27 protein-coding genes and 3 pseudogenes are annotated in these 24,953 nt (G+C 63.2%); 17 read left to right on the forward strand and 13 right to left on the reverse strand.

Going from position 1 to position 24,953, the window contains the following annotated elements:
* Nucleotide 1 precedes the first annotated feature (1 nt).
* Nucleotides 2-415: a very short patch repair endonuclease gene (locus LGH82_RS29475; RefSeq protein WP_227346047.1), complete on the reverse strand. Its 414-nt coding sequence runs from the start codon at nucleotides 413-415 to the stop codon at nucleotides 2-4.
* A 145-nt stretch (nucleotides 416-560) separates the two neighbouring features.
* On the opposite strand from LGH82_RS29475, the gene LGH82_RS29480 reads away from it, so the two are divergent.
* A complete protein-coding gene (locus LGH82_RS29480; RefSeq protein WP_227346048.1) occupies nucleotides 561-1,487 on the forward strand; it encodes an HNH endonuclease in 927 nt (308 codons plus the stop codon).
* Nucleotides 1,488-1,656: 169 nt separating this feature from the next.
* Entirely contained in the window at nucleotides 1,657-1,746 is a 90-nt protein-coding gene (locus tag LGH82_RS29485) for a putative RiPP precursor (protein ID WP_227346049.1), read from the forward strand.
* 129 nt (nucleotides 1,747-1,875) lie between these two features.
* Here LGH82_RS29485 and LGH82_RS29490 read toward each other — a convergent pair whose 3' ends face one another.
* On the reverse strand, nucleotides 1,876-2,163 hold the full coding sequence (locus LGH82_RS29490) for a hypothetical protein (protein WP_227346050.1): 288 nt from the start codon (nucleotides 2,161-2,163) through the stop codon (nucleotides 1,876-1,878).
* 417 nt (nucleotides 2,164-2,580) lie between these two features.
* On the opposite strand from LGH82_RS29490, the gene LGH82_RS29495 reads away from it, so the two are divergent.
* Nucleotides 2,581-2,808 carry a hypothetical protein gene (locus LGH82_RS29495; RefSeq protein ID WP_227346051.1) on the forward strand — a complete coding sequence of 76 codons (228 nt, stop codon included), beginning with the start codon at nucleotides 2,581-2,583 and terminating at the stop codon, nucleotides 2,806-2,808.
* A 42-nt stretch (nucleotides 2,809-2,850) separates the two neighbouring features.
* Here LGH82_RS29495 and LGH82_RS29500 read toward each other — a convergent pair whose 3' ends face one another.
* Nucleotides 2,851-3,072 carry an alkylphosphonate utilization protein gene (locus LGH82_RS29500; RefSeq protein WP_227346052.1) on the reverse strand — a complete coding sequence of 74 codons (222 nt, stop codon included), beginning with the start codon at nucleotides 3,070-3,072 and terminating at the stop codon, nucleotides 2,851-2,853.
* A 202-nt stretch (nucleotides 3,073-3,274) separates the two neighbouring features.
* On the opposite strand from LGH82_RS29500, the gene LGH82_RS29505 reads away from it, so the two are divergent.
* The 4 genes from LGH82_RS29505 to LGH82_RS29520 all read left to right on the forward strand — a co-directional run bounded on the left by LGH82_RS29505 (nucleotide 3,275) and on the right by LGH82_RS29520 (nucleotide 5,886).
* Nucleotides 3,275-3,637 (forward strand): hypothetical protein, encoded by a 363-nt coding sequence (locus tag LGH82_RS29505; RefSeq protein ID WP_227346053.1) that lies wholly within the window; start codon nucleotides 3,275-3,277, stop codon nucleotides 3,635-3,637.
* A gap of 121 nt (nucleotides 3,638-3,758) precedes the next feature.
* Entirely contained in the window at nucleotides 3,759-4,067 is a 309-nt protein-coding gene (locus tag LGH82_RS29510; protein WP_227346054.1) for an EthD family reductase, read from the forward strand.
* A gap of 425 nt (nucleotides 4,068-4,492) precedes the next feature.
* Complete coding sequence (locus tag LGH82_RS29515) at nucleotides 4,493-5,203, forward strand: Stf0 family sulfotransferase (protein WP_227346055.1); 711 nt, start codon at nucleotides 4,493-4,495, stop codon at nucleotides 5,201-5,203.
* 356 nt (nucleotides 5,204-5,559) lie between these two features.
* Nucleotides 5,560-5,886 carry a hypothetical protein gene (locus LGH82_RS29520; protein ID WP_227346056.1) on the forward strand — a complete coding sequence of 109 codons (327 nt, stop codon included), beginning with the start codon at nucleotides 5,560-5,562 and terminating at the stop codon, nucleotides 5,884-5,886.
* Here LGH82_RS29520 and LGH82_RS29525 read toward each other — a convergent pair.
* A complete protein-coding gene (locus LGH82_RS29525; RefSeq protein WP_227346057.1) occupies nucleotides 5,855-6,202 on the reverse strand; it encodes an EthD family reductase in 348 nt (115 codons plus the stop codon). The two genes, LGH82_RS29520 and LGH82_RS29525, sit on opposite strands and share 32 nt — an antisense overlap.
* A 361-nt stretch (nucleotides 6,203-6,563) precedes the next feature.
* Between LGH82_RS29525 and LGH82_RS29530 the strand changes: the two genes are divergently transcribed.
* The 7 genes from LGH82_RS29530 (at nucleotide 6,564) to LGH82_RS29560 (ending at nucleotide 14,333) form a co-directional block, all read left to right on the forward strand.
* On the forward strand, nucleotides 6,564-6,788 hold the full coding sequence (locus LGH82_RS29530; protein ID WP_227346058.1) for a hypothetical protein: 225 nt from the start codon (nucleotides 6,564-6,566) through the stop codon (nucleotides 6,786-6,788).
* 375 nt (nucleotides 6,789-7,163) lie between these two features.
* A complete protein-coding gene (gene ligD / locus LGH82_RS29535) occupies nucleotides 7,164-9,668 on the forward strand; it encodes a DNA ligase D (protein ID WP_227349723.1) in 2,505 nt (834 codons plus the stop codon).
* A 397-nt stretch (nucleotides 9,669-10,065) separates the two neighbouring features.
* A complete protein-coding gene (locus LGH82_RS29540) occupies nucleotides 10,066-10,971 on the forward strand; it encodes a Ku protein (protein WP_227346059.1) in 906 nt (301 codons plus the stop codon).
* A complete protein-coding gene (locus LGH82_RS29545) occupies nucleotides 10,968-12,092 on the forward strand; it encodes a tetratricopeptide repeat protein (RefSeq protein WP_227346060.1) in 1,125 nt (374 codons plus the stop codon). Before LGH82_RS29540 ends, LGH82_RS29545 begins: the two co-directional genes overlap by 4 nt.
* A gap of 8 nt (nucleotides 12,093-12,100) precedes the next feature.
* Entirely contained in the window at nucleotides 12,101-12,763 is a 663-nt protein-coding gene (locus LGH82_RS29550; protein ID WP_227346061.1) for a hypothetical protein, read from the forward strand.
* Nucleotides 12,764-12,818: 55 nt separating this feature from the next.
* Complete coding sequence (locus tag LGH82_RS29555; protein ID WP_227346062.1) at nucleotides 12,819-13,457, forward strand: alpha/beta fold hydrolase; 639 nt, start codon at nucleotides 12,819-12,821, stop codon at nucleotides 13,455-13,457.
* A gap of 105 nt (nucleotides 13,458-13,562) precedes the next feature.
* A complete protein-coding gene (locus tag LGH82_RS29560; protein ID WP_227346063.1) occupies nucleotides 13,563-14,333 on the forward strand; it encodes an exodeoxyribonuclease III in 771 nt (256 codons plus the stop codon).
* A gap of 30 nt (nucleotides 14,334-14,363) precedes the next feature.
* On the opposite strand, the gene LGH82_RS29565 is transcribed toward LGH82_RS29560, so the two are convergent.
* A complete protein-coding gene (locus LGH82_RS29565) occupies nucleotides 14,364-14,846 on the reverse strand; it encodes a hypothetical protein (protein WP_227346064.1) in 483 nt (160 codons plus the stop codon).
* Between LGH82_RS29565 and LGH82_RS29570 the strand changes: the two genes are divergently transcribed.
* The gene (locus tag LGH82_RS29570; RefSeq protein ID WP_227346065.1) at nucleotides 14,845-15,084 is read left to right on the forward strand and encodes a hypothetical protein; all 240 of its coding nucleotides are present in this window, start codon (nucleotides 14,845-14,847) and stop codon (nucleotides 15,082-15,084) included. The genes LGH82_RS29565 and LGH82_RS29570 overlap by 2 nt on opposite strands.
* A gap of 352 nt (nucleotides 15,085-15,436) precedes the next feature.
* Here LGH82_RS29570 and LGH82_RS33760 read toward each other — a convergent pair.
* The 3 genes and pseudogenes from LGH82_RS33760 to LGH82_RS29580 all read right to left on the reverse strand — a co-directional run.
* Nucleotides 15,437-15,565, reverse strand: a pseudogene (locus LGH82_RS33760) (integrase); the annotation flags it as partial.
* Between the two features lie 106 nt (nucleotides 15,566-15,671).
* Nucleotides 15,672-16,508, reverse strand: coding sequence for a GNAT family N-acetyltransferase (locus LGH82_RS29575; protein WP_227346066.1), 837 nt, complete (start codon nucleotides 16,506-16,508; stop codon nucleotides 15,672-15,674).
* Between the two features lie 4 nt (nucleotides 16,509-16,512).
* The gene (locus tag LGH82_RS29580; protein WP_227346067.1) at nucleotides 16,513-17,259 is read right to left on the reverse strand and encodes an aspartate/glutamate racemase family protein; all 747 of its coding nucleotides are present in this window, start codon (nucleotides 17,257-17,259) and stop codon (nucleotides 16,513-16,515) included.
* A gap of 127 nt (nucleotides 17,260-17,386) precedes the next feature.
* Between LGH82_RS29580 and LGH82_RS29585 the strand changes: the two genes are divergently transcribed.
* Nucleotides 17,387-18,537 (forward strand): IS3 family transposase gene (locus LGH82_RS29585; protein ID WP_413771365.1). Its coding sequence is split into 2 segments (ribosomal slippage): nucleotides 17,387-17,651 and nucleotides 17,651-18,537, totalling 1,152 coding nucleotides; the frame shifts between segments, so codons are not numbered across the junction.
* Nucleotides 18,538-18,570: 33 nt separating this feature from the next.
* Here the strand turns inward: LGH82_RS29585 and LGH82_RS29590 are convergent.
* The 4 genes and pseudogenes from LGH82_RS29590 to LGH82_RS29605 all read right to left on the reverse strand — a co-directional run.
* Nucleotides 18,571-19,320 (reverse strand): annotated as a pseudogene (locus LGH82_RS29590) (ABC transporter permease); the annotation flags it as partial.
* 1 nt (nucleotide 19,321) lies between these two features.
* Nucleotides 19,322-20,235 (reverse strand): annotated as a pseudogene (locus LGH82_RS29595) (ABC transporter permease).
* A 248-nt stretch (nucleotides 20,236-20,483) separates the two neighbouring features.
* Nucleotides 20,484-21,773: an ABC transporter substrate-binding protein gene (locus tag LGH82_RS29600; protein WP_227346068.1), complete on the reverse strand. Its 1,290-nt coding sequence runs from the start codon at nucleotides 21,771-21,773 to the stop codon at nucleotides 20,484-20,486.
* Nucleotides 21,774-21,807: 34 nt separating this feature from the next.
* Entirely contained in the window at nucleotides 21,808-22,896 is a 1,089-nt protein-coding gene (locus LGH82_RS29605; RefSeq protein ID WP_227346069.1) for an ABC transporter ATP-binding protein, read from the reverse strand.
* Nucleotides 22,897-23,156: 260 nt separating this feature from the next.
* On the opposite strand from LGH82_RS29605, the gene LGH82_RS29610 reads away from it, so the two are divergent.
* A complete protein-coding gene (locus tag LGH82_RS29610) occupies nucleotides 23,157-23,870 on the forward strand; it encodes a GntR family transcriptional regulator (protein ID WP_227346070.1) in 714 nt (237 codons plus the stop codon).
* An 82-nt stretch (nucleotides 23,871-23,952) separates the two neighbouring features.
* On the opposite strand, the gene LGH82_RS29615 is transcribed toward LGH82_RS29610, so the two are convergent.
* On the reverse strand, nucleotides 23,953-24,642 hold the full coding sequence (locus LGH82_RS29615) for an outer membrane protein (RefSeq protein WP_227346071.1): 690 nt from the start codon (nucleotides 24,640-24,642) through the stop codon (nucleotides 23,953-23,955).
* Between the last annotated feature and the right edge of the window lie 311 nt (nucleotides 24,643-24,953).

The raw sequence follows: 24,953 nt of genomic DNA on the forward strand, positions 1-24,953 counted from the left end.
GCTATTTCCCCACGAACTGGCGCAGCTTGTTCTCTAATTGTTCACTCTGCCGCAATTCGCATTCCCAGACAACCAGTACGTTCCAGCCGAGTCGCTCCAACGCGTCTTGCTTGAGCGCATCGCGTTGCGCGTTCGCCGATAGTTTCGGCCCCCAAAACTCCAGCCGGGATTTTGGAAGGCGAGCGAGCCGACAGGCCGGATCGTCGTGACGATGCCAAAAGCACCCATGAATGAAAATCGCCTTTTTGCGTTTTCCAAAAGCAATGTCCGGTTTGCCGGGCAAGTCGCCCCGATGAAGCCGATAGCGATAGTTCATCCCATGAAGAAGCCGGCGCACGACCATTTCCGGCTTCGTATCCCTGCCATGGATACGCGCCATCCGCTCGCTGCGTTCACTGGTCGAGAGGGTATCCACTTTCCGTCGTCTCGTTGATTCGGGAAGATGGTGTTGCGTTTTGCCCGGAAAGGGAAGGCCCACGAGTGCATGGGATGATGGCGGGTGCGATCTCGCGCGACACTCAAAACCTCGCTAAGCTCGAATTGCACTGCTTGGGGGAATCGTGAAAGCCGTTTTCGACGTGAAGCCTGAGTCTGGCTATAAGGATGAGGAGGGCCGATACCATTTCCCTGCTCGCCATCTGGAAGCGGCTCGGAATACGGTTGGCGACTGGGTGCTCTATCGTGAACCGCGACGCAATGGCGGATTGCAAGCTTACATTGCTTTTGCCCGGGTGACCGATATCGAGCCGGACCAGGAACTGGCCGGCCATTACTATGCCAATGTGACGGACTATCTTAAATTTCCAACGCCTGTGCCTTTTATCAGGGATGGTCGCTACGCGGAGGCGCGACTGCGCGAAGTGGTTGACGCCAGCCGTGTCGGTCGCGAAATACAGGGCAAGTCGATACGATCGATCTCGCAGGAGGATTTCGACGACATCATTCTAGCCGATCTTAGCGAAACGCTTGATCCCACCAACGCCAGAAAACTCGATCTTGACCTTCACCTGGATCTGCCGTTGCCGACGCGGCCTGGTTTTGCTGGACAGCCAGGCTTCGCCGAGACGGTCGATCGTCAGGTCGAGCAGATATTGCTGAACCGAAAAATCCGTGACGCAACGTTCCGGCTGGAGGTCTGCCGGGCCTATGAGGATAAATGCGCCGTCACTGGCCTGCGCATCATCAATGGCGGCGGCAGGGCGGAGGTTCAGGCTGCCCACATCAAGCCGGTCGCCGTCGGCGGCCCGGACGTTGTTCAGAACGGCATCGCGCTATCGGCCACGGTGCATTGGCTGTTCGACAGGCACCTGATTTCGATAGACGAGAACCATCGGCTGCTGGTCGCCCACAACCGCGTGCCCAGCGAATTGCGGAATCTCTTCAGGCCGGAATCCCAAGGTTTGCATTGGCCCAAGGATTCTCGACTAATGCCGCATCCGGCGTTCCTGGCCCACCATCGCGAAGCGTTTGCCGGGGCGATGCACTGAGGCACGAGCTACTTGATGGGATGCCCACTTCTCCGATGGGCCTTCGAATGGCTTCGAGCGTTAGCTGTTTCAGTGGATAAAAGTCGTGCTGGAATTTTAGCGCCAGCTTGACAAAACTTGCGGCCCGGCGCCCCATGCGGTCTTCGTTTAGGGGCCCTGGGGAACATCGATGAAGAAGGTTTATGAGAAGCCGACGCTGAGCAAGCGTCAGTTGCTGTCGAAGGTCACCGCCCAGCAGAATCCGTCGGCGCCACGCTAACCCGACCGGTTCCAGCGCAGGCCGCTTGCTGAAAGATATCGTGCTGGCCTCCCTCCAGAGGGACGCTCTTGCCTCGCCGAAAAGCGATCCGGCCGGCTTGCGCCGGCCAGACCGCTTTCCATCCCCGGCTCAGCCGCAGACGCGGACTTCCTCGACCACGCGGTGGTGGTGGCGCCAATGCACTACCTGCTCGATACGGCAATTGTGGCGGTGATGGCGGCGATAGCCGTTGTCGCCTTGATACTGGGCGTTTTCATCATAGTAATCGCGGTGCCGGCGGGGGTAATAATTGTCGCCATTGTTCTGGTCGACATAGGCTCCGTCGGGGTTGATGATGAGGCTCGCGGCACTGGCCGGGGCGATGAAAGCGGTTGCCGAAGTAACGGCGATCAGGGACGCAATCAATAGCGTTTTCATGACTTATTCCTTTTTTAGCGGTTATGCAGATAAACCTTCGAGGCGGCGGCTCGTTCCCATACAAATCGGTAAGTTTTGTTCGCGGCCTTGTAAGAAGACGTGAAGGCCGGGGGTAAGAAAGGCGTGGAGGCGAGGCTTGGCGGCTCGCCGCTGCTGGGCGGTGTAGCTTCGGGCCCGGAGGCATGGAACCAAAGCCGCGTCAGACGGTTGTCTGTCTGATCGGTCACCGGAAAGTATCGATTGTTAAAGAGCCCGCATCCTTGTCCCCCTCGGATAGCGGGCTTTTTTGCGCCCCTATGTCAAAGTGAATAGACGGCGCGCCAGAATGCCTGCTTAATGCTGGCATCATCGGGTCTAGCTAGCGGCGGCCGGTGCTTGGGAGCGCAGATCGTACTCTTGCCCTTTGTGAGGCGTGAGATGGTCGGGTATTTTCAGCAATGCGTACTTTACCCCTGCGACCTGGCGATGCTCCAGCGCGTGTTCGATGAAATCTGTGCCGATGGCTGCCACGATGCGGCGTCGCCAGAGGCGGAGATACTTGCCACCGCGCTGCTCGTCCTGTTCCAGAACGGCATGACCAATGAAGCAGCGCTGCTGGCCGAAATGCGGTCGCGCCAGCAGGTTTACCTTCTGCGCACCGGCTGATAGCAGCCCGGTATCAAAGCGAGCCGGATGCCGGCCCAATGGTCAGGCCTTCTTCACAAACTCGGTCTTCAGCACCAGGCCCTTGACCTGTTTGGTGTTGCATTCGATCTCGCCGGGATTGCCGTTGAGGCGGATGTTCTTCACCATCGTGCCGCGCTTGATTGTTTCCGACGTGCCCTTGACCTTCAGGTCCTTGATCAAGGTGACGCTGTCGCCGTCATTCAGCGCGGCGCCGTTGCTGTCTCTTACGATCGCGTCGGTCATGTCCGGTCTTTCCAGGGGAGGGCGTCTGTCTTGGCGGCCGCAATGCCGGTCGCCTGTCTTGCGGCTTGTAGACTCGCCGCTTGTAGAAATCCGCCGCCTGTTCGTCCAGCGCATTGACGAACACCCTGCCGCCAGCCATCAGTTTTGGGGGGTTGCAAGGTGCCGGGCCGGTTGCACGGCCGGCTTGAGAGGAGGTTTGCGGATGCGGCGTCGATGCATGGTCCTGTCGTCCGTCCTGGTTGTTGCCTTGCCCAGCGTGGCGCCCGCCGTCGCCGCGCCGGAGCAGGCCTATACTCTCGTCAAGTCCGGCGATTTCTGGGGCATGTGCCACGACCGCGAGCTGGACACCCGCAAGGAGCGTGACTGCACCAATTATCTGCTTGGCCAGATCGACGCCGCCGTGACGCTGGCCGCCCGGCAGGGGCCAAAGCTGTGCATGGATTTTGGCGAGCGGATACCCACCCTGATCGACCAGGTTCTGGATCATGTGCCGGCGGACATGCCCGATGACCAGGAGATCACCCCCGCCATCCAGGCGGCCATCCTCAAGGCGCTGGCCTGCTGACGAGGCGGGCGGATTGGCAAGGCGCGGATTGGCAAGGCGCGGCTTGAGAGGGGCCCGGATTGACAGAACCGGCACAAGGCGGCCACGCTGCCGGGAGACAACGGCTTTCGGGAGGATGATGATGGCCAGCCTTGTGGTGATGTACGGCACGCCCAACGACGCGGCGGCCTTCGACCGCTACTACCGCGAAACCCATATTCCCATCGCCAAGACCATTCCGGGCCTGCGGCGCTACGAGATCAGCCGCGGGCCGGTGGTCACGCCGGCGGGGCCGTCAAAATATCATCTGGTCGCCACCTTGCTGTTCGATGACCTGGCAGCCATCCAGAACGCCTTTGCCAGCGCCGAAGGCCAGAAGGCCGCCGCCGATGTGCGGGTGTTCGCCACGGGCGGCGCGGAGATGTTCATTTTCGACAGCGAGGATGTCTGAGGCAAGGGGCGCACGGCGTCCGGCCCAGCTCTTCTGAACGCCAGGGGGCGCGCCTTTGGAGAGTTGCCTCTCGCGGTGTCGTATTTGTAGGCGAGATGGCGATGCGCATGGTGCAATGGGAATGGCCGGCTGGCTATCGGCATTACCTGAGCGATCATGATATCAAGCCGACTGAGGAATTTGGGACATTTATACTTGGGCGGGATTGAGGTGGGCTGATCATAGCCCGCGCGGGGGTGGGATATAACTTCGACACAAGCGCGCCAGACGCTTTCGGCGCGCCGGAATCCGTTTCTCGCGGATGTCCTGGCGCTGCGCTTCACTGCGCCCTCGCGCGACACCGCCTTGACAGGCAGCGAGCGCGAGCGACGGCTCGGCCTCCGCCAATTCACCGTCCAGGGCGTCACTCTCGGGAGCGATGCATCATGACCGGCGGGGACACATTCAGGACGGTGATCGTCGCGGCAACGCCCCGTTCGGGCAGTTCCATGCTCGGCCAGATGATGGCGAGCACAGGCTGCCTGGGCAAGCCGGCTGAGTATTTCGAGCCCGACCGGATGCCAGGCTCGACCCCTGCCGACCGATGCCGCCTGGCGCTCACCGAGGGGCGCTCCGCCAACGGCGTCGTGGCGACGAAACTGTTTCCGGAGCATTTCGACTGGCTGCGCCGGGACGTCCGGCTGAGCGACTGGTTCCCCGATCCGCTATGGGTGTATCTGCGCCGCCGCGACCTTCTGGGGCAGGCGATCTCGCTGGCCATCGCCATGCAGGACAAAGCCTGGAAACATCACGACACGCCGGTCGGGAGCGCCGTCTATTCACGCGAAGGCATCGAACAGGCGCTCAAGCAATTGGCGGAGCCGCGCTGGCCGGTCTTCTTCGCGCGCCACGGGATCGAGCCGCTGGAACTGGTCTATGAGGATCTTGGCGACGCCGGCGACGCGTGCCGGATGATCGCCGAACGGCTCGGCGTGGCACTGACGGCGATGCCGGCGCCGCCGGTGCTGCAGCGCCAGCGCGGCGCGGTCAACGAGGCGTGGCGCCGGCGCTTCATCGCCGAGGCCGGCAACCCCGACGATTTCGACGGCCTTGTGCCGAAGGCACGCCGGCGCTGGCGGTTCTGGCGCGGTCCGTGACGCGGCGCGGCTCCGGCTCCCGCCTGGCGACAGGCTATGAGAGGCGGCGCCAGCTTGGATGGGATTCCTCCGGTCCGCGAATCTGTATTTTAGCGCTGGCTTGACAGGTCGGTGCTATTTGCATCACCGTTCGACGGCCATTTCGGGCTTTGGGGAATATCCATGAAGAAAACTTACGAAAAGCCGACGCTCGACAAGCGTCAGAAGCTCTCGCGCGTCACAGCGGGTGGAGTTCCGTCAAATATAAAGTGATCAGCCGGCAGGCGATCGCCAACCATTAACCCGCCGCCGCGAGACGGCGGGTTTTTGTTTCTGACGCCAGCGCGATGGGCCTATGATCCGGATGGGAGTGCTGCATGCCGATCCGCATCCTTTTACTGTCGATCTGTTCCGCAATCGTGGTGCTGCCTGCCGGGGCCGATGAGCAGGAGACGGCGGGACAATTCCTGGCGCGGTGCGAACGTCCCAATCCCGCCTGCCGCGGCGAATACGAGGCCGGCTTGCAGGCTGTGAACGAGGGCCAGCTGGCGTGCCCGCCGCGCATCGACGTCAACGCGCCGATCACGCCTTGGCTCGACATCATGCACCGCATGGTCGCCGAGAAACCGGGCCTCGCCGATGGCGACAAGAACAGGCTGCAGCTGGAAGCGTTCATGCGCCTGTGGCCTTGTCCGGCGAAATGACTGTTCGCACGGCCTCGGTATCGAAAAGCAGTATCGTCACGGCATCATCCGCGGCGAGTTTGCGCCGGTCCTGCGCGCACGCCTTGCCGACCTCGCTGGCAAAGGCCACGCGAATGGTCTCCAGGCTGTCGAAATAAAGCGTCGCCACCCTGAAGGGCGTCTCACCCTGCGTGACGTTCACGATCGGCTGCTGGCTGATCTCGTAGCGGTGAAGCCCGGGCAACTGCTTGGCCAGCGGCACGTGGATGTCGAAGTAATGCCGGTCGAAGGCGGCTGGGTCGGCGGGGGTCTTGTAGATGACAAGCATCTTGGCCATGGCGGTGTTTTTCCTGTCCGGTCTTGAGTGACGGGCGCTCGCCGGGCTTCATCGGCGCCGCACCAATGTCGTCCGGCAATGGCTGAATTCGACAGGTGCCAAATTTTATCGCGAGGTCCCTTGGCCAGTTGATCCTGATCAAAGCTGACCACCGCGCACGCGCCTAACTGATGTCCCGTCTTGGGAAGGACGCAAGGCGGGCGGGTGGCCCGGGTCGTGCCCCTATCAGCTGGAAACAGCCTCGGCACGGACCACCTGAACCCTTGAAATTGACAGAGCTCGCGGTCTCCGTCATCCTTGCCGCAGTCGCCGGGCCACCAGAAGAGGCCATGTTGCGTGTAGGCGACCGAGGGCAACGTGCATGGCCAGTCCCGTCACCAGCCAGAATTCCAAGCGCGCCGCGGTGCGCAAGGCGCTCGACCGCCACAAGGTCTACATCACCGCGCAAAGCTTTTCGGCCGGCGCGTATAGCGCGCGCGTGCTGGTGGATGGCGAGGCTTACTGGGTGGATGAGTTCCGGCTCGCCCAGCTGCGGGAAGGGCTGACCCCCGCCGAGCTTGAGTTGACACCTGCCACCGACGATTGAGCGTGACGGGCCGCAACGTGCCAGCGGGACGCCGCGCCTGATGCATGCCGCTCCTTTCCTTTCGCCATCCCAGGGCGGAGCAGGCGCGAAGCGACGTCGCGGAGACCCTGGGATTCATGCCGTGATATTCACCGAGAGGCACCGCGGTCCGGATTCTAGCACTTCATCGTCGAGTTCCTTCGCGCCCCCCTCTGTCCTGCCGGACATCTCCCCCTCAAGAGGGGAGATCGGCAGCTTCGATGCAACTGCACATCATCCGGCGTTGGTGATTGGCGAAAGCCTTGGCGACATACGATCTCCCCCCTGGAGAGGGAGATGTCCGGCAGGACAGAGGGGGGCGTTGTCCCTCTGCGCAACGATCGATCGCGCCTGACCATGCCCACCCCTCCCAAACTCAAAACCTACCGCGCCAAGCGCGAATTCTCGAAAACCCCCGAACCAGCCGGCGGGCTGATCTCCGGCCCAATGGGGGGAGACGGCAACCGCTTCGTCGTCCACAAGCATCATGCCACGGCCGATCACTATGATCTCAGACTCCAGGTTGGCGATGTGCTGAAGAGCTGGGCGGTGCCGCGCGGGCCTTCGCTCAATCCGGCCGACAAAAGGCTGGCGGTGGAGACCGAGGATCATCCGCTTGAATATATCGACTTCGAGGGCGTCATTCCCGAGGGCGAATATGGTGGTGGGCCGATGATCGTCTGGGACACGGGAACGTGGGCGCCGATGGACGATGTCGAGAAAAGCCTGAGCACCGGCGCGTTCAAGTTCCGGCTGGCCGGAGAAAAGCTCAATGGCGGCTGGATGCTGACCCGGCTGAAGCCCAAGCCCGGCGAGGACGAGGGCAAGAAGAACTGGCTGCTGTTCAAGGAACGCGATCTCGCTTCCGATCCCAAGCTCGATATCCTGGAAGCGCGACCGGAAAGCGTGAAATCCGGGCTGCGCATCGAGGCGCTGGCGGCGGTTCCCAAGCCGGCCGCGAAGTCCGCACCGAAGCCGGGTTCGCTCAAGCCCGGCACGCTGCCGGGCGCGTTGAAGGCGCCGGCATCCGGCCGCATCGAGCCGCAACTGGCGACGCAGGTGCCTAAACCGCCCGATGGCGAAGACACCAATGAGCTCTGGCTGCACGAGATCAAGTTCGACGGCTACCGCACCATGGCGCATCTGAGTGACGGCGTGGTCAAGCTGATCACCCGGGGCGGCATCGACTGGACGAAGCGCTATGGCGACCTGCCGCATGCCTTCGCCAAATTGCCGTGCCGCGAGGCGATCATCGATGGCGAGATCGTCGTGCTCGATGCCAAGGGCATCAGCCGCTTCGCGCTGCTGCAGGATGCGCTGGCCGAGGGCGCCGGCAGCAAGCTGCATTTCTATGCCTTCGATCTGCTGCATCTCGATGGTTGGGATCTGACCAAGACGCCACTCTTCCGGCGCAAGGCGCTGCTGGCGCAGCTGCTCGCCGGGCTGGGCGCCAACTCCGCCATCCAGTTTTCCGATCATGTCGAAGGCTCGGGGCAGGGGCTTTACGACCAGGCGACGGAGCTCGAGCTCGAAGGCGTCGTCTCCAAGCGCGCCACCGCGATCTACCAGAGCGGCCGGAGCAAGAGCTGGACCAAGTGCAAGGCGCTGAAAAACGGTGATTTCGTCATCGCAGGGTACACCACCTCGGATGCCGCCGAGGGGCTCGCGGCGCTCGGTCTTGCCGAGTTCGAGGAGGGCGAGCTGCATTATCGCGGCAAGGTGGGGACGGGCTTCGACCGCGACACAGCCGCCGACCTGCTGGCCCGGCTGGAGCCGCTCACCGCCGGCGCGACGCCGCCCGAAGGCGTGCCGCGCGAAATCATGCGCGAGATGCATTGGGTGAGGCCGCTGTTCTCGGCCCACATCCACTATGCCAACCGCACGGCCGACAATGCGCTGCGCCACGCTGTGTTCAAGGGCCTCAGGGATGTCGGCCTATCGACGCCGGTGTCGGCGAAGCGCAAGCGGCTGATCTCCGAGGCGGATCTCGCCACCATCTGGGTGACCAATCCGGAGCGGCGGCTGTTCGGCAAGACCGGACCGACCAAGCTCGACATCGCCGTCTACTACGCGCTGGTCGGCGATTTCATGCTGCCGCACATTCTTGGCCGCCCGGTGTCGCTGGTGCGCTGCCCGACCGGCCTGCCAAAGGACTGCTTCTTCCAGCGCCACGCCTTCACCGGCATGCCGCCCTCGGTGGTGACGTTCGAAGCGACCAATTCCGAGGGCGAGACCAAATCCTACCTCTCGGTCGAGGGCGCCAAGGGCTTTTTGGCGCTGGCGCAGTTCGGCGTCGTCGAGTTCCACACCTGGGGCACGCACCGCACAAGCCTCGACAAGCCCGACCAGATCGTCTTCGACCTCGACCCCGGCGAGGGGATTTCCTGGCGCGAGGTGGTCGAGGCGGCCGTCCACATCAAGGGCGAGCTGGAGGGGCTGGGGCTGGTGCCCTTCGTAAAAACCTCCGGCGGCAGCGGCATCCATATCACGGTGCCGGTGACGCAAAAGCAGAACTGGAAGAAGCTGCACCAGGCGACCAGCGCCATCGCAACGCATCTGACGGCCACCGCGCCGGACACCTTCACCACCACCATGGGCAAGGACAACCGCAAGAAACGCATCTTCATCGACTATCACCGCAACGCACGCGGCCACACCTCGGCAGCCCCTTACTCGCTGAGGGCGCGCACCAATCTGCCCGCCTCGACGCCGGTCAGCTGGGGTGATCTGGAGGCGATCGATGCGCCGCAGGATCTGAACTTTTCGTCGCTGCCGGGGCTGCTGGAGACGTCGGGCGATCCCTGGGCGGAGATTGACGAGTTCGCGCGGGATTTGCCGGTGATGTCGGGAAGCAGAAAGTAGTTGCAGAATGAGGATCGCCGCGACCCTTCGCGCGCCCCTCTGTCCTGCCGGACATCTCCCCCCACAAGTGGGGAGATTGGCCGTCGCCCCGGCTTTCGCCTATCTCCGACGTTGCTGAAGAGAGCGAGGCTTTGAAGCTACCAATCTCCCCCCAAGTGGGGGAGATGTCCGGCAGGACAGAGGGGGGTGCTGTCCCGCCAGTGTTCAAATTCCAATGCCATCGACGCTTCCGACAATTTGAATTATCCTCCACCCCAGCCCCTCTCGGCGCCCTAGAACAATTCATCAGGGATTTGCCTGTATCGTGCGGGGTCGGTGTAGGATTTCCGCGGCGCCAATCGTCCTTCGGACGAAAAGCGCTGAGTAGTATCAGTGCATGGCCGCGTAGGAGTGTATTATGGCGCCCAGGGCAAGTTGGAAGGGTTACCTCAAGCTCAGCCTCGTCAGCTGTCCGGTCCGGCTCTATCCGGCGACGACCACCAGCGAGCGCATCTCGTTCAATCAGTTGCACAAGAAGACCCACAACCGCATCAACATGAAGCCGGTTGATCCCGAACTGGGGCTGGTCGAGCGCTCGGACCTGATCAAGGGTTATGAATATGAGGACAAGCAATACATCATCATCGATGATGCCGACCTCGAGGCTGTCAGGATCGAATCCAACCATACGATGAACATCGAGGCCTTCGTCGACGAGGGCGAGGTTGACGTCATCTACCAGGACGCGCCCTATTACATGGCGCCGGATGGCGCGATGGCGGAGGAAACCTTCGCCGTGCTGCGCGAAGCGATGCGCAAATCCGGCAAGCTGGCCATTGCCCGGCTGGTGCTGTCCAGCCGCGAGCGCATCGTGACGATCGGCGCGCGCGAGAACGGCATGTTCGTGTGCACCTTGAGGAACCCGAACGAAGTGCGCGGCACGGCTGAGTATTTCGGCAACATCCCGGCCGGCAAGCCCGACCAGGAAATGCTTGAGCTGGCCGAAGCGCTGATCAAGCAGAAGGAAACCACCTTCGATGCGAAGAACTACGAGGACCGCTACGAGATCGCGCTGATGGCGATGATCCGCGAGAAGCTGAAGGGCCACAAGCCGATCATCGCGGCGGCACCCGAGCGCGGCAATGTCATCAACCTGATGGACGCGCTGAAGGCGAGCCTGTCGCAGTCGAAGCCGCCGGCCAAGTCGAAGAGCAAGGCCGACGAGGTGGCCAAGCCCGTCGCCAAGAAGGCTGCAGCGGGCGGTGCTGCTGAAAATCCGCTGAAGGCCAATCTGCTGAAGGCGGTCGGCAAGAGCAAGAAATGACGGCACAAGCCGTCGGGGTCGCCGGGGCCGTCTTCGGCACGATCGGCGCGCTGGCGGCGTTTCCGCTCAGGCTCGCCGCGCGCGAGGTCGAGCGGCAGCACGGCCAGTTGCGGCGTGGCGTCACCAGGCGCACCACGCATGTCGTGTTCGGCCGCACGCTGCTGGCCAAGGCCGGGCTTACCAAGATCGGCGATGCCGAGATCGAGCGCCGTGTCGCCGCCGAGCGCACGGTGGGGCGCACGCTGATCAGCGAGAACGGTTTTCTGCGCCTGCTCGGGTTGATGAAGGCGCCCGAGGCGTCTTCGCTATCACGGCAATCGCTGATCGAGCAGTCGCGCCTGTCCGGCGCCGACCTCGACCTGTTGTCGCTGTTCGACGCCTTCGAGCACGACGGCGAACCCTATTCCTTCCGCGACCTGATCCTCGCCCGCAAATATGCCGGGCTGGTCGCTGGCGGGGCGACATGGGGCGCGATCGCGCGCTCCGTGCACCGCTCCGGCCCGGTGGCCTCGCTGACCGCCAAGTCGCTCAATGTAGGCTCGCAGCACGGGCGCGCGGACGCCATCTATCTCGAGGGTGGCCAGAGCGAACTCGACGGGCAGTTGCTGTTCGATCTGGGTGCCGCCGCACATGGCGACGACACGCTGGAAGAGCTGTTTTCCGAGGCCGAAGCAGCGGAGGAGGGCGGCGACCATGATGCGGCCGCCGCGCTCTACCAACGCTGCCTCGCCATCGATCCCGGCGACGCCATCGCCGCCTTCAACCGCGCCAACTGCCTGCGCGCCGGCGGCCACGCGACGGATGCCGCGCACGACTATGCGCGGGCGATAAAGCTCGACCCGGCCTTCGTCGAAGCCTGGTTCAACCTCGCCGGGCTGATGAGCGAGGAGGGCCGCGTGGCGTCGGCGCGACGGCACCTGCAGAGGGCCATCGCGCTCGACAAGAATTATGCGGACCCGGTGTTCAACCTGGCCCGGCTGGAATTCGATGCCGGCAATCTGGAGGAAGCGCGGCGGCTGTGGTCACGGTACCTGGAGCTCGACGCCGAGTCCGAATGGGCCGGGGTGGCGGCCAAGGGCGTGCAGTTCGTGGATATGCAGCTGGCACGGACGGCGGGGTGAGGGAAGACGTGCAGCTCGACGCCAAGACCATCCGAACGCGGGTTGCCGAAGAACTCCGTGCGCGCCTGGGCGAGAGATGGTTCAAGCCGGATAGCACCAAACTTCTGGTTGCATCCGCGAATAACCTGACGGACTTCAGCGTTGAATTCGACTGCTACGCAGAGCGGCGATACGGCGACTACGATTGCTCATTGGTCGCCGTACTTAGATGGAAGAAATTCGCCAAATTATTTAGAGAGTTAGCTGGCTGGTATAATATCAAATTCGAAGGTTCTGCCCCACCGAACGGCAAGGTATTTGCGAGAGTTGCTTTTGACGGAATTCATGGGGATTTTGCACTCCCCAGCCGCGCCGCCTTCTGGGTCGCCAGCGAACAAGACCTGGATGAGTTCATAACCCAGTGCGTCAATGATCTCGATGGCAAGGTCGGCGATTGGATCCAGGGATGGTTCACTTGGCCTTCGGCGCTTCAGGTAATGGACGGAAACCAGCGGTTGTGTGGCGCGTGGCGCAATATAGCCTACTATTGCCTGATGGAGCAGGTTCACGGGCACGAAGCTGCATGCAATTGGGTTCGCGGTATTGATGCCACAGGCTGGCCCCAATGGCTGGCAGCACAAGTGGAGTATCTCCAGTTGCGGATTTGTGGTGTGGGCGCCGCGCAGGCATAAGCTGGCGGTGTAATTCAAGAAGGATTGGCAGGTTCATGCTTCGGAGTACAACCCCATGACCACCTTCCTCTTCGACGGCGACGACACCGCCCCCACAACCATCCTGCTGGCCCATGGCGCCGGTGCGTCGATGGATTCTCCCTCCATGACCGCCACCGCCAAGGCGCTCAGCACGGCCGGCTTCCAGGTCGCGCGGTTCGAATTCCACTACATGGCCGCGCGCCGTTATGGCCACCGCAAGCCGCCGCCGCGCGCCGAGACGGTGAACCCGGAGTATATCAAGGCAATCGCCGATCTCAGGGCCAGAGGCGTTACGGGCAAGCTCATCATCGGCGGCAAATCGATGGGCGGGCGCGTCGCCTCGATGGTGGCGGACGAGATGTTCGCCAAGGGCGAGATCGCCGGGCTGCTGTGTCTTGGCTATCCCTTCCATCCGCCGGGCAAGCCCGAGCAGTTGCGCACGAAGCATCTGGTCGGGCTGAAGACGCCGACGCTGATCTTCCAGGGTACGCGTGATGAGTTCGGCACGCCGGATGAGGTGGCGGGTTACGGGCTGTCGGACGCGATCGAGGTGGCGTGGCTGGAGGATGGCGACCATGACCTCAAGCCGCGCAAGAGTATTTCGGGGTTTTCGGCTGGTGATCATCTGAAGACGCTGGCGGAGACGGTGAGGGACTGGGTGGGAAGGATCTAGGGCGAATGGCTGAGCCATGTATTCTGACGTAGGCGCCGCCAGCATCCACAATTTGGCCCGCGCGTCCCTTGCCACTCGCTTCCCCTTCCTGCTCTCATAACCCCAATGAAAATCGCCTCCTTCAACATCAACAACATCAACAGCCGGCTGGAAAACCTGCTGGCGTGGCTGGCCGCGGCAAAGCCCGATGTCGTCTGCCTGCAGGAGCTCAAGGCGCGCGACACGCAGTTTCCGCTGACCAGGCTCGCCGACGCCGGCTATGGCGCGGTGTGGAAGGGGGAGCCGACCTGGAACGGCGTGGCCATACTGGCGCGGGGCGCGGAGCCGGTGCTGACCCGCGATGTCCTGCCCGGCGACGATGGGGACAAGCAGAGCCGCTATATAGAGGCGGCGGTGAACGGCATCGTCATTGCCTGCCTCTATGCACCGAACGGCAACCCGCAACCCGGGCCGAAATTCGCCTACAAGCTCGCCTGGCATGCCCGGCTGGAAACGCATGCCGAGCAGTTGCTCGACACCGGCCTGCCGGTGGCGCTGGCCGGCGACTTCAACATCGTGCCCGAGCCCCGCGACATCTATGCCACGCGCTCCTATGACGACAATGCGCTGGTGCAGCCGGAAAGCCGCGCCGCCTTCGCCGCGCTCATCGAGCAGGGCTGGACGGACGCACTGCGCAAGAAGCACCCGAAGGAAACGCTCTACACATTCTGGGATTATCGCCGGAACCGCTGGCCGCGCGACGCGGGGCTGCGGCTCGACCATATCCTTTTGTCGAAGACGCTGGCGCGCCGGCTGATCGCCGCCGGCATCGACCGCGACGTGCGGGGTGAGGACGGCGCCAGCGATCATGCGCCGGTGTGGGTGGAGTTGAAGTAGGCGGCTTAGATGACCCCCGCCCACCGGCGTCTAGGGAACAACGGCAACCCCGGCATAGAACACGCCGGCGAAGATCAGTGGAACGGCGACGAGGCAGATACACATCACGACAAAGACAACATGGGCCGTGCGCTCGCCACGCCGGCAAATGGCATCGGCGGCGGCATCGTCCTGCGGGATCAGCACCCGCAGAAAGTCCAGGATTTCCTGGCCCACGGGCGCCTTGTTGTCGTTGGCGGGCAGGCTCGCGGGACCCTTCGGGATCAGCTTCTTCGGAACAGGAATCAAGGTTTGCCTCACAGTCGAATGCGCGGCCCAACGTCGAAACGAGGCGATGGTTCCGGATTTTCCAAATTGGCGGCCATCGCATTTTCGTGAGCCTGGCGTGTAGAGGCTGTCGCGCGCCAGAGCCTGAAGCGCCGGATCACGATGACGACAGATGTGATCTTGATCCGGCTGGCCACTCGACTCTTTGCCGACGCTGCGTAAGATCAGAGTGGGGTACTTCTCCATGCGATCACTGCCACGAAATATCGACGTCGATGCCGTGCTGGAAATCGGCGCCTATCTGGACGACCAGGCGCACGCCGTTCCGGTCTCGGTCCGCGCTGCCGTCGCCGCTATTCGGCGGCGGCTGAAGACGGACCTCAGCGATCACGACCTGGAAGAACTGATTGTCGAGAGCGCTTCCACGCGGCGCCTGGCGTTGCTGCTGGACAGCCGCGACCAGGTTCCACCGCCGGGCGCCTGAGCGAGCATAAAACCTGGGGCGTCGACACCGGCAACGAGCTTGCCCAGTTCGAGAGGTGTCGTTCGGGCGAAGGGAAGAACGATGCCGCGCGGATGGCCTGAGCTTTTGAGGTTTACGCTGCCCCTCATTGTCCTGCCGGACGTTCGTCGCTCGAAAAGCCAAGCAATTGGCTTTTCGTCCGCTGCGCGGATCACTCCTCAACTCCCCGTATAGGGACGGGGAGAAAAATGCTGTCATCGCCGCTTTCGCCAATCTCCAGCGTTGCCAGGTAAGGGCGCCGGCCTTGCGGCCATCTGTCCAGCCGATAGATGGGTAACAGAATGGACCGGATACATAGGTAACAGTTCTCCCCCTATGCGTCCGCCGCAGCGCCAAGCGGATTGGTTGGCGCTGGGCTGCGGCGGGCAAGCTTCATGCGCCTTGTATCGATGATGCCGAGCGGATGGGGATGGAAGGAAAGCGCCCATTGTTCATCCTCGGTGCCGGCAGGCGGATGAGGGGCAGCACCAATGTCGAACAATTCTGGCTGAAGATACCGACTTTGCTCGGTTAAACCATTCCTCACGCGACCTTTGCCGAGTGCCCCGTCACCCCAGCTCCAGCGTCGTCACCCCGAATATGCGCGATAAATCCAGCTTCGGCGCAGGGCCCTTGTACATGCGCGTGGTGGTGAAGGTCGGGGCAAAACCCGCCGCTTCAAGCGCGGCGATGAAGGTGGTGTTTTCGGCCGGGACGTCGATATGCAGGTCGCCGCCCTGGCAGGTGTCCGCCAGCCCGTCCAGCAGGTGCAGCGCGGTGTCGAGATCATCAGCGAACAGCGGGCCGATCTTGAAGCCGGCGCGGCAGGGGCGGGCGACGGCGTAGCCGGTGGTGCCGCGCGCGCTGATTGCGGCGAGGCCGTGATGCGGTGGCTGCGCCCAGCGCTGCAGGAAGGCGCGCCGGGGCGCGGGGAAGCAGCGGGCGTCATAGGCGATGATGTCGGGCACGAGTTGCGTCGTCACCGGGCGCAGCCGCTCGACCCTGACCGCCGGGCCGGCGCCGCGCCCGCTGTAGCGGATGGTCTCGTAGGCCGGCCTGAAACCCTTGCGCCGGTAGTTGGCCAGTTGTGCCGCGACGCCGTCGAGGCCGATGGTGCGGCCGGAGAGCCGCTTCATGCCGGCGCTCCACACCGCCTTGCCATGACCCTTGCCGCGCATGTCGGGACGGCAGATGTAGAGGCCGATGAAGCCGAAATCGCCGCCATAGGCGACAGCCGAGATGGCGGCGACCATCTCGTTGCCGGCGAAGGCGCCGATGAAACCCTCGGGGTCGGCGGCGAGGAAGGCGGCGGCATCGTCGATGCCGGGGTTCCAGCCCTCGGTGGCCGCCCAGTCGATGAGGACGGCCAGCTCCTGCAGCGACAGCGTGCGGATGGTCGGTTTCATTCTCTCACTCCGCGGCGATCATCCCGGGCGAGAAGGATTTCAGCACGCCGCGATAGGGCTTGGCCAGCGGGCTGGCATAGGCGCCGCGCTTCGATGTCGACAGGCCCAAGGCGATCAGCGCCTCGGCCTGCTTCACCGCCGCGCCGACGCCGTCGATGACCGGCAGGTCGAACTCCTTCTGCAATTGGTGGGCAAGGTCGGCCATGCCGGCGCAGCCGAGCACGATGGCCTCGGCGCGGTCCTCCTCGATGGCGCGCGCAATCTCGCCGCGCAGCTTTTCGACCGCGCCGGAGGCCGGGTCCTCCAGGGAGAGCACGGGAATCTCGGCGGCGCGCACGCGGGCGCGCCCGGCCATGCCGTAGCGCTGTACCAGCGCCTCGACCGGCACGCGCGAGCGGTCGGTGGTGGTGACGACGCTGAAACGCTGGGCGATGAAGGAGGCCAGGCTGAGCGCTGCCTCGCAGATGCCGATGACGGGGATGGCGGCCATGGCGCGCGCGGCATCCAGCCCGGTGTCGTCGAAACAGGCGATGATCGCGGCTTGAGCGCCCCGGCGTTCGCCGCCGGCGATTTCCATCAGAAGGCCGGGCACCGCCAGCGCCTCGTCATAATAGCCCTCGATCGAAGCCGGCCCCATGGACGAGGTGACGGCGACGATTTCGGTCCAGGCGCCGGCCACGCCGCGCGCGGCCGCCGCGATCGTCTCGGTCATGCTCGCCGTCGTGTTGGGGTTCACCACCAGTATCTGCACGATCAAACCCTGGCTCGCCGGCGGCCGACATAGAGGATGGCGCCCAGCGTCGCCAGGATCACCAGGAAGGAGAACTGGACTTGCCCCGAAAAAGTGGAGAGTTTCCTTCTGATGAAAGGCGACCTCGATGACGAAACAGAGACAGTTTACGGATGCGTTCAAGGCGGAGGCGGTTGGCCTTGTGCGAACGAGCGGTCGGACGAAGCGGCAGATCGCGGAGGATCTTGGTGTTGGTTTCTCGACGCTGACGCGATGGATGGGTCGGCAGCTGGATCGTGAGATGGGCGATCCTGGGCGTCCGCCTGATGCTGATGTCGCCGCTGAATTGAAACGGCTGCGGCGGGAGAATGAAATCCTTCGGCAGGAGCGGGATATCTTGAAACGGGCGACGGCTTTTTTCGTCAAGGAGGGAAGTCGGTGAGGTTCGCGCTCATCGACCAGGCGAAGAAGGATTTCCCTGTGGACCGTTTGTGCGCGACGCTGGGTGTCAGCCCGAGCGGCTACTTTGCCTGGGGGCGCCGGCCGGCGTGCCGCCGGCAGCGCGACGACATGATAATGCTGGCGCATGTGCGATCGTCGTTCGCGCTGTCGAACGGAACCTATGGTAGCCCGCGCATGACGCGGGAACTGCAAGACAATGGCTTTGCCATTGGCCGGCGACGAACGGCGCGTCTGATGCGGGAGAATGGCCTCCAGGCAAGACAGAAGCGGCGGTTCAAGCGCACGACGGACAGCGAACACGCCTTTCCGGTTGCCCCCAATGTCATCGACCAGGATTTTGCCGCCACTGGTCCCAACCAGAAATGGGGTGCCGACATCTCCTACATCTGGACGCGGGAGGGCTGGTTGTACCTTGCTGTCGTCATCGATCTGTTTGCCCGCAAGGTCGTTGGCTGGGCTGCTGGCAACCGGCTACACCGCAGCCTGGCTCTGGCAGCGCTCAACAAGGCGTTCGTCATGCGGCAGCCGGAACCCGGCCTCATTCACCACTCCGACCGCGGCAGCCAATATTGTTCTATCGACTACCAAGCCGAATTGCGTGCCGCCGGCGTCATCATCTCAATGTCAGGCAAGGGCAATTGCTTTGATAACGCCATGGTCGAAACATTCTTCAAGACGCTGAAAACTGAACTGATCTGGCGCACCTCTTTCCTTACCCGCGCCGATGCCCAAGCCGCCATTGCCCGATATATCGACGGCTTCTACAATCCCATCCGGCGGCATTCCGCGCTCGACTACATCAGCCCGATGCAGTTCGAGCGAAACGCCGCCGAATGAGCAACCCGCTCTCCACTTTACCGAAGCAAGTCCAAACACCGTGGTCACCGTGCCCAGCGCGTAGAGGACGGGCGTGGTGACATTGGTGGTCATGCCGTAGATTTCCAGCGGCAGCGTGTTGAAGGTGCCTGAGGTCATCAGCGTGCGGGCGAACTCGTCATAGGAGAGCGTGAAGCCGAACAGGCCGACACCGATCAGGCTCGGCGCGATCATCGGCAGCACGACATGGGCGAAGGTCTGCCAGGAGGTGGCGCCAAGGTCGCGCGCGGCTTCCTCATAGGCTGGCGAGAAGCGGTTGAAGACGGCGAACATGATGAGCACGCCGAAGGGCAAGGTCCAGGTCAGGTGCGCGCCGAAAGCCGATGTGTACCAGGCCGGGCGAAAGCCGACCCGCTGGAAGACGACACCGATGCCCAGCGAGATGATGATTGAAGGCACGACGAGGCTGGCGACCGCCAGGTAGAACAAGGCGGTCGCGCCGCGAAACTTCTGCCGGAAGGCGAGGCCGGCCAGCAGCGACACCACGACGGTGACGACCATCACCATCAGGCCCAGCACCAGCGAGCGCTTGAAGCTGCCGCCGAAATCGCCGACGGCCTGGCGTTCGAACAGGTTGGCGAACCAGTGCAGCGATACGCCGTTGAGCGGGAAGGTGAGGCCGCCCGTCTCGCCTAGGAAAGAGAGGATGAGGATCGCCGACAGCGGACCGTATAGGAACAGCACGAACAGCGCGAAGAAGGCGGCGAGCACATAGAATTCGAGGGTGCGTTTTTCGTGGCTCACGTCACAGCTCCCTGCGGATGTCGACGATGCGCAGGATCCCGGCGACCATCAAGAGCACCAGTACCAGCAGCACCACGGCGTTGGCGGCGGCGGCCGGATATTGCAGCAGCGACATCTGGTTCTTCATCATCAGCGCCACGGAAGCGCTCTGGCCGCCCGACATCACCTGCACTGTGGAGAAATCGGCCATCACCAGCGTGACGACGAAGATGGTGCCGATCGCCATGCCCGGCTTGGCCAGCGGGATGATGACGTTCCACAGTACCTGCCAGCCGGAGGCGCCGGCATCGCGCGCGGCCTCGACCAGCGAGCGGTCGATGCGCATCAGCGTGTTGAAGATCGGCGTCACCATGAACAGCGTGTAGAGATGCACCATGGCCAGCACGACGGCGAATTCCGAATAGAGCAGCCATTCGATGGGTTTTGGCACCAGCCCCAGATGCACCAGCGTCGAGTTGACCAGCCCGTTGCGGCCGAGCACCGGAATCCAGGAAATCATGCGGATGATGTTGGAGGTCAGGAACGGCACGGTGCAGACCAGGAACAGCACCATCTGCATGGCCGTGGTGCGGATGTGGAAGGCGAGAAAATAGGCGACCCAGAAGCCGATGAACAAGGTCAGCGCCCAGACGATGACGGCGAATTTGATGGTGTTGAGATAGGTCTTCCAGGTGACCCAGGAGCCCAGCACATCGGAATAGTTGGTGTCAGGAAATCCGGATACATGGCGGCGAAGTCGTAATCCCAGAAGGATACGACGACGATCATGATGATGGGCAAGAGCAGGAACGCGCCGAGGATGATGGCGAGTGGTGCTGACTGCAGGTAGGGCGTGACGGCGCTGATGGAGATGCGGCGGCGGCGCCTTGTGGGGTTGGCTGTGGCGATTGCGGGGCTTTCGAGCGCGACTGTCATGCGGAACACCTTTGGGGTGTGGTGGGAGGATTTCGTAAGTCGTGATCCTTCGCGCCCCCCTCTGTCCTGCCGGACATCTCCCCCTCAAGGGGGGAGATCGGCAGTTTCGGCGTCAACGCCTCTTCTCGCAAAGTTGGAGATTGGCGAAACCCAAGGCGACATCCAATCTCCCCCCTTGAGGGGGAGATGCCCGGCAGGGCAGAGGGGGGCGCGAAGGAACGGGGCATGTCCAGTTGACGCCTTGCCCCTTACGCCGCGATGAACTCGTTCCAGCGCTTCACCATGTAGCGGTCCTCGTCCATGACCGAGTTCCAGCAGGCGACCTTGCCCATGCGCTCTTCGAAGGAGCCGCCATCGCGCACGGCGCCGGCCTTTTCCATGACGGTGCCGTCGGGCGCCTTGATCTCGCCCTTGGCCGGCTTGCCCTCGATCCAGTAGCCCCACTCGTCATCGGACATGAACTTCTTGGCCGAGACCATGTTGGCCGAGTAGTAGCCCTGGCGGTTGAGGTAGCCGCCGACCCAGCCCGATGTGTACCAGTTGATGTATTCATAGGCCGCGTCGAGTTCGGCGCCCTTGAGATGGGCGGCGAGGCCAAGGCCGCCGCCCCATGAGCGGTAACCTTCCTTGAGCGGCTGGAAGCGGCAGGGAATGCCCTTGGAGCGCACGGCGGCCACCGCCGGGGACCACATGGACTGGATGACGACTTCGCCCGACGCCATCAGATTGACGCTCTCGTCGAAGGACTTCCAGAAGGCGCGGAACTGGCCGCCCTGCTTGGCCTTGATCAGGAAGTCGATCGTCTTGTCGATCTCGTCCTTGGTCATGTTGCCCTTGTCGGCATATTTGATGTTGCCCATCGCTTCCATGATCATGGCGGCGTCCATGATGCCGATGGAGGGGATGTTGAGGATGGCGGTCTTGCCCTTGAAGGCCGGGTCCATGATGTCGGCCCAGCTGTTGATGTCACGGCCGACGAGGTCGGGGCGGATGCCAAGCGTGTCGGCGTTGTAGATGGTGGGCACCATGGTGAACCAGTTGGTCGGCGCCTTGGCGAAAGTCTTCGAGTCCTGTGCCTCGACGAAGCCGACCGTGTGCGGCGCCGTGCCCTGGGCAATGACGCTGTCGGGGGTGAGCTTGCCGGTTTTGAACAGCGGCACCAACTCGTCGTAATATTTCAGCTTGCTGACATCCATCGGCTGCAAGACGCCGCTCGGGAACACCTTCTTGCAGATCCAGTATTCGATATCAGCGATGTCGTAGCTGTCGGGCTGGGTCACGGCGCGCTGGGCGGCGGCATCGGAATCGGTCGCCGTCATCTCCAGCGTGATGCCGAGGTCGGCCTTGCACTTGTCGGCGATGGCGTTGAGGTTCGATACACCGGTGCCGAACTGGCGGAGCGTGATGTTGGACTGCGCCCAGATGGTCGGGAAGCCGGTGATGACGCCCGAGCCGGCGGCGAGGCCGACGGCAGCGGCACCTGTCTTGAGCAGCGTGCGGCGCGAAATGCCAGTCTTGTTTTGTGATGTATTCGTCATGCCTATTCCCCTGTCTTGTTTTGCTTCGTTGAACTCATGAATGAAGGCGCCCGAGGACGATGGCGTCCTGCGAATCCCAGGCGAGCGGTACGGCGTCGCCCATGGCGACGGGTCTGGCGAAGAAGTCGGAATCGTCGATGATCACGGTGAAGTCGTCGATGCCGGCGCCGTTGACAGACAGCTTCACCGTGGCGCCGCGATATTCGATGTTGGAGATGACGCCGGTGAAGCCGAGGCCGGGCGAGGGAGCCTCGCCGATGCGCACATGGTCGGTGCGGATGGCAATGTCGATCGGCGCGCCCGGCTCCTGGCCTTGCCCGCATGCAGCCAGCGCGCCGCCGCTGTTCACGTCGAAGACGACCATGCCGTCTTGGCTGCCCGTGACGCGCCCGGAGATGACATTGTGGTCGCCCATGAAGCGCGCGACGAAGGCCGTGGCCGGCCGCTCGAACACGTCGCGTGGAGGCGCCGCCTGTTCGATGCGGCCGTCATTCATCACCACGATCAGGTCCGCCAAGGCCATCGCCTCCTCCTGGCTGTGGGTGACGTGGACGAAGGTGATGCCGAGCGAGGTCTGCAGCTTTTTCAGCTCGGCGCGCATGCGTATCTTCAGGAACGGGTCGAGCGCCGACAGCGGCTCGTCGAGCAGCAGTGCTTCCGGGTCGGTGATCAGTGCGCGGGCCAGCGCCACGCGCTGCTGCTGGCCGCCGGAAAGCTGCGCGGGACGTCGCGTCGCATAGGCCTCCATCTGCATGAGCTTCAGCATGTCGAGCGCCTTGGCGCGGCGCTGTTCCTTGTCGACGCCCTTCATCTTCAGGCTGAAGGCGACATTGTCGATGAGGTCGAGATGCGGGAACAGCGCATAGGACTGGAACATCATCGCCGTGCCGCGCCTGGCCGGCGGCAGGTCGGTGACGACGGTGTTGCCGAGCCGAACATCGCCCGACGAGATGCTTTCGTGACCGGCGATCATGCGCAACGTCGAGGTCTTGCCGCAGCCGGAGGGGCCGAGCAGGCAGCAATAGGTGCCGGCCGGGATCTTCAGGCTGATGTCCTCGACGGCGGTCGTCGTTCCATAGACTTTCGAAACGGACACGATGTCGATCTCGGCGGCTTTGGACATTCAGGCTTCCCCGTTTGGTCGCATTAACCAATGCATCATGCGTGCCAAACTCGGGGTGGCCGGCCAAGCGTTTGAATTGTCTGAAAAATCAGGATTCTCGACCGCTGCCCATGCTATGGGCTGCTTTGTGCATTGCACAAATTATGGGCGATTGCGCGCGATCCGTACGCAAATCGTATGCAATCTTTGGCTTCGTGTCCACTTTGCCTCTCGCGAGGGAAGGACGAGTCGCGTTAGAAGAGGATGGGAACATCATCGCCATGAACATTGCCGATCAGATCTATTCCGCCGCCGACAGCGCCAACCAGGATCGCGCCCAGGCGATCCGCGACAGTCTGCGCGACGCCATCGTCGACCGGCGGCTGGCGCCGGGCACCAAGCTGTCGGAAGGCGAGGTCGGCACGCTGTTCGACGTGTCCCGCACCGTCGCCCGGGCCGCGCTTCAGATGCTGTCCTTCGAAGGGCTGGTGCGCACAGAGCGCAACCGCGGCGCCTTCGTCGCCAACCCGTCGCCCGACGAGGCGCGCCAGGTGTTCGCGTCACGCCGGCTGATCGAGCCTGGCATTGCGATTGCCGCCTGCGGAAGCATCGGCGCCGCCGACATCGCCGCGTTCCGGGCGCAGCTCGACGAGGAAGGCCGCTTCATCGCCGAGCGCGGCCCGACCGCGCGGCGTTCCGAAATCAAGGCATCCGGCGATTTCCACCTGCTGCTCGCTTCGGTCGCCGGCAATGCCATCCTGCAGCGCTTCATGGAGGAGCTGGTGGCGCGGTCGTCGCTGGTCATCGCGCTCTATGGCCGCTCCGGCGTGTCGAGCTGCGGCCACAGCGAGCATCTGCGCATGCTGGAGGCGCTGGAGCGCGGCGACGCCGAACTCGCCAGCCGGCTGATGGGCCACCATATCGACCACATCGAGGCCGATCTCGACCTGCGCAAGCGACCGGGCGTGGCGCTGAAGGACGCACTGGATTTCTAAGGGTGGGGCGACGCTTTGGCGTGTCTGCCGCAGTTTACAGCGGAGCGATTAGAGCAGTTTGTTCTGCTGACCCGGCCAGGGCTCAGAACTTGTAGCTGAAGCCGATCTTGAGGGCGTTTTCCTTCAGATTCACCTCAGTACTGCCGGCGCCGGCCTGCGGTGTATCGAAGCTCGTGCTGCCAAAGTCGGTATAGCGATAGTCGACATTGGCGATGAAGTGATCGGTGAAGGCGTAGGCAAGGCCCGCACCCACGGTCCATCCGGCCTTGGTGCCGCTGAAATCGGCTCCGGGGTAAATAGGGCCGGGGAAGGTTTGAATGCCGCCGCCGCTATAATCGATGAATGCCACGCCGCCTGTCACATAGGGCAGCAAGCGGTCGAAGAAATATCCGACCTGGCCACGCAGCGACCCGCCATAGTTCAGGGTAACGGATTCACCGCTGGCGGAAAAGTTAAACGGTGCGCCGTCTTCCTTGTTGAAATAGCTGTAGAGGTCGCCCTCGACACCCAGGACGACGTTGTTGTCGAACTGATAGCGGTATCCGGCCTGGCCGCCCAAGGTAAATGCGTTGGGGGAGGGTGAGGCTTCATAGCCTCCGGCAAAGTTGGGAAGCGTAATACTGGTATCGACCCAGGAAAATCCGCCCTGGACGCCGACATAGACGCCGGACCAGGAAAACGACGGGGCGGCGGCTGCCGGTTCCAGCACATCGGCGGCATAGGCCGTGCCCATTCCGAGCAAGGACATCCCGATAGCCAGTGCAATGCGCATCGAATTCAACCCTCAATGGGCCGAGTTTTAGGCTGGTTGCAACGCCAAGTCTGTAACCTATTGGCAACGCGCGGGTAAAAAGGGGGAGGGATGTCGTGGGGAGGCGCCAGCACTGACCCCCATCTTCCCGATCGACGGGGCAGAGGAAAAGCGCCTGGCTTTTTGCCGTCAACGCTCGTCCAGCAACGCTCCTTCCTTTCCCTCCGGAGGGGGGAAAGGTGGCGCTGCGTAGCAGCGACGGATTGGGGGAACCACGTAGCAATCAAGCCTCTGGCCGATCAGTCACGCCAGTCACGGAAGATGTGTGCATA

This window comes from Mesorhizobium sp. PAMC28654, from assembly GCF_020616515.1.
Lineage (GTDB): Bacteria > Pseudomonadota > Alphaproteobacteria > Rhizobiales > Rhizobiaceae > Mesorhizobium.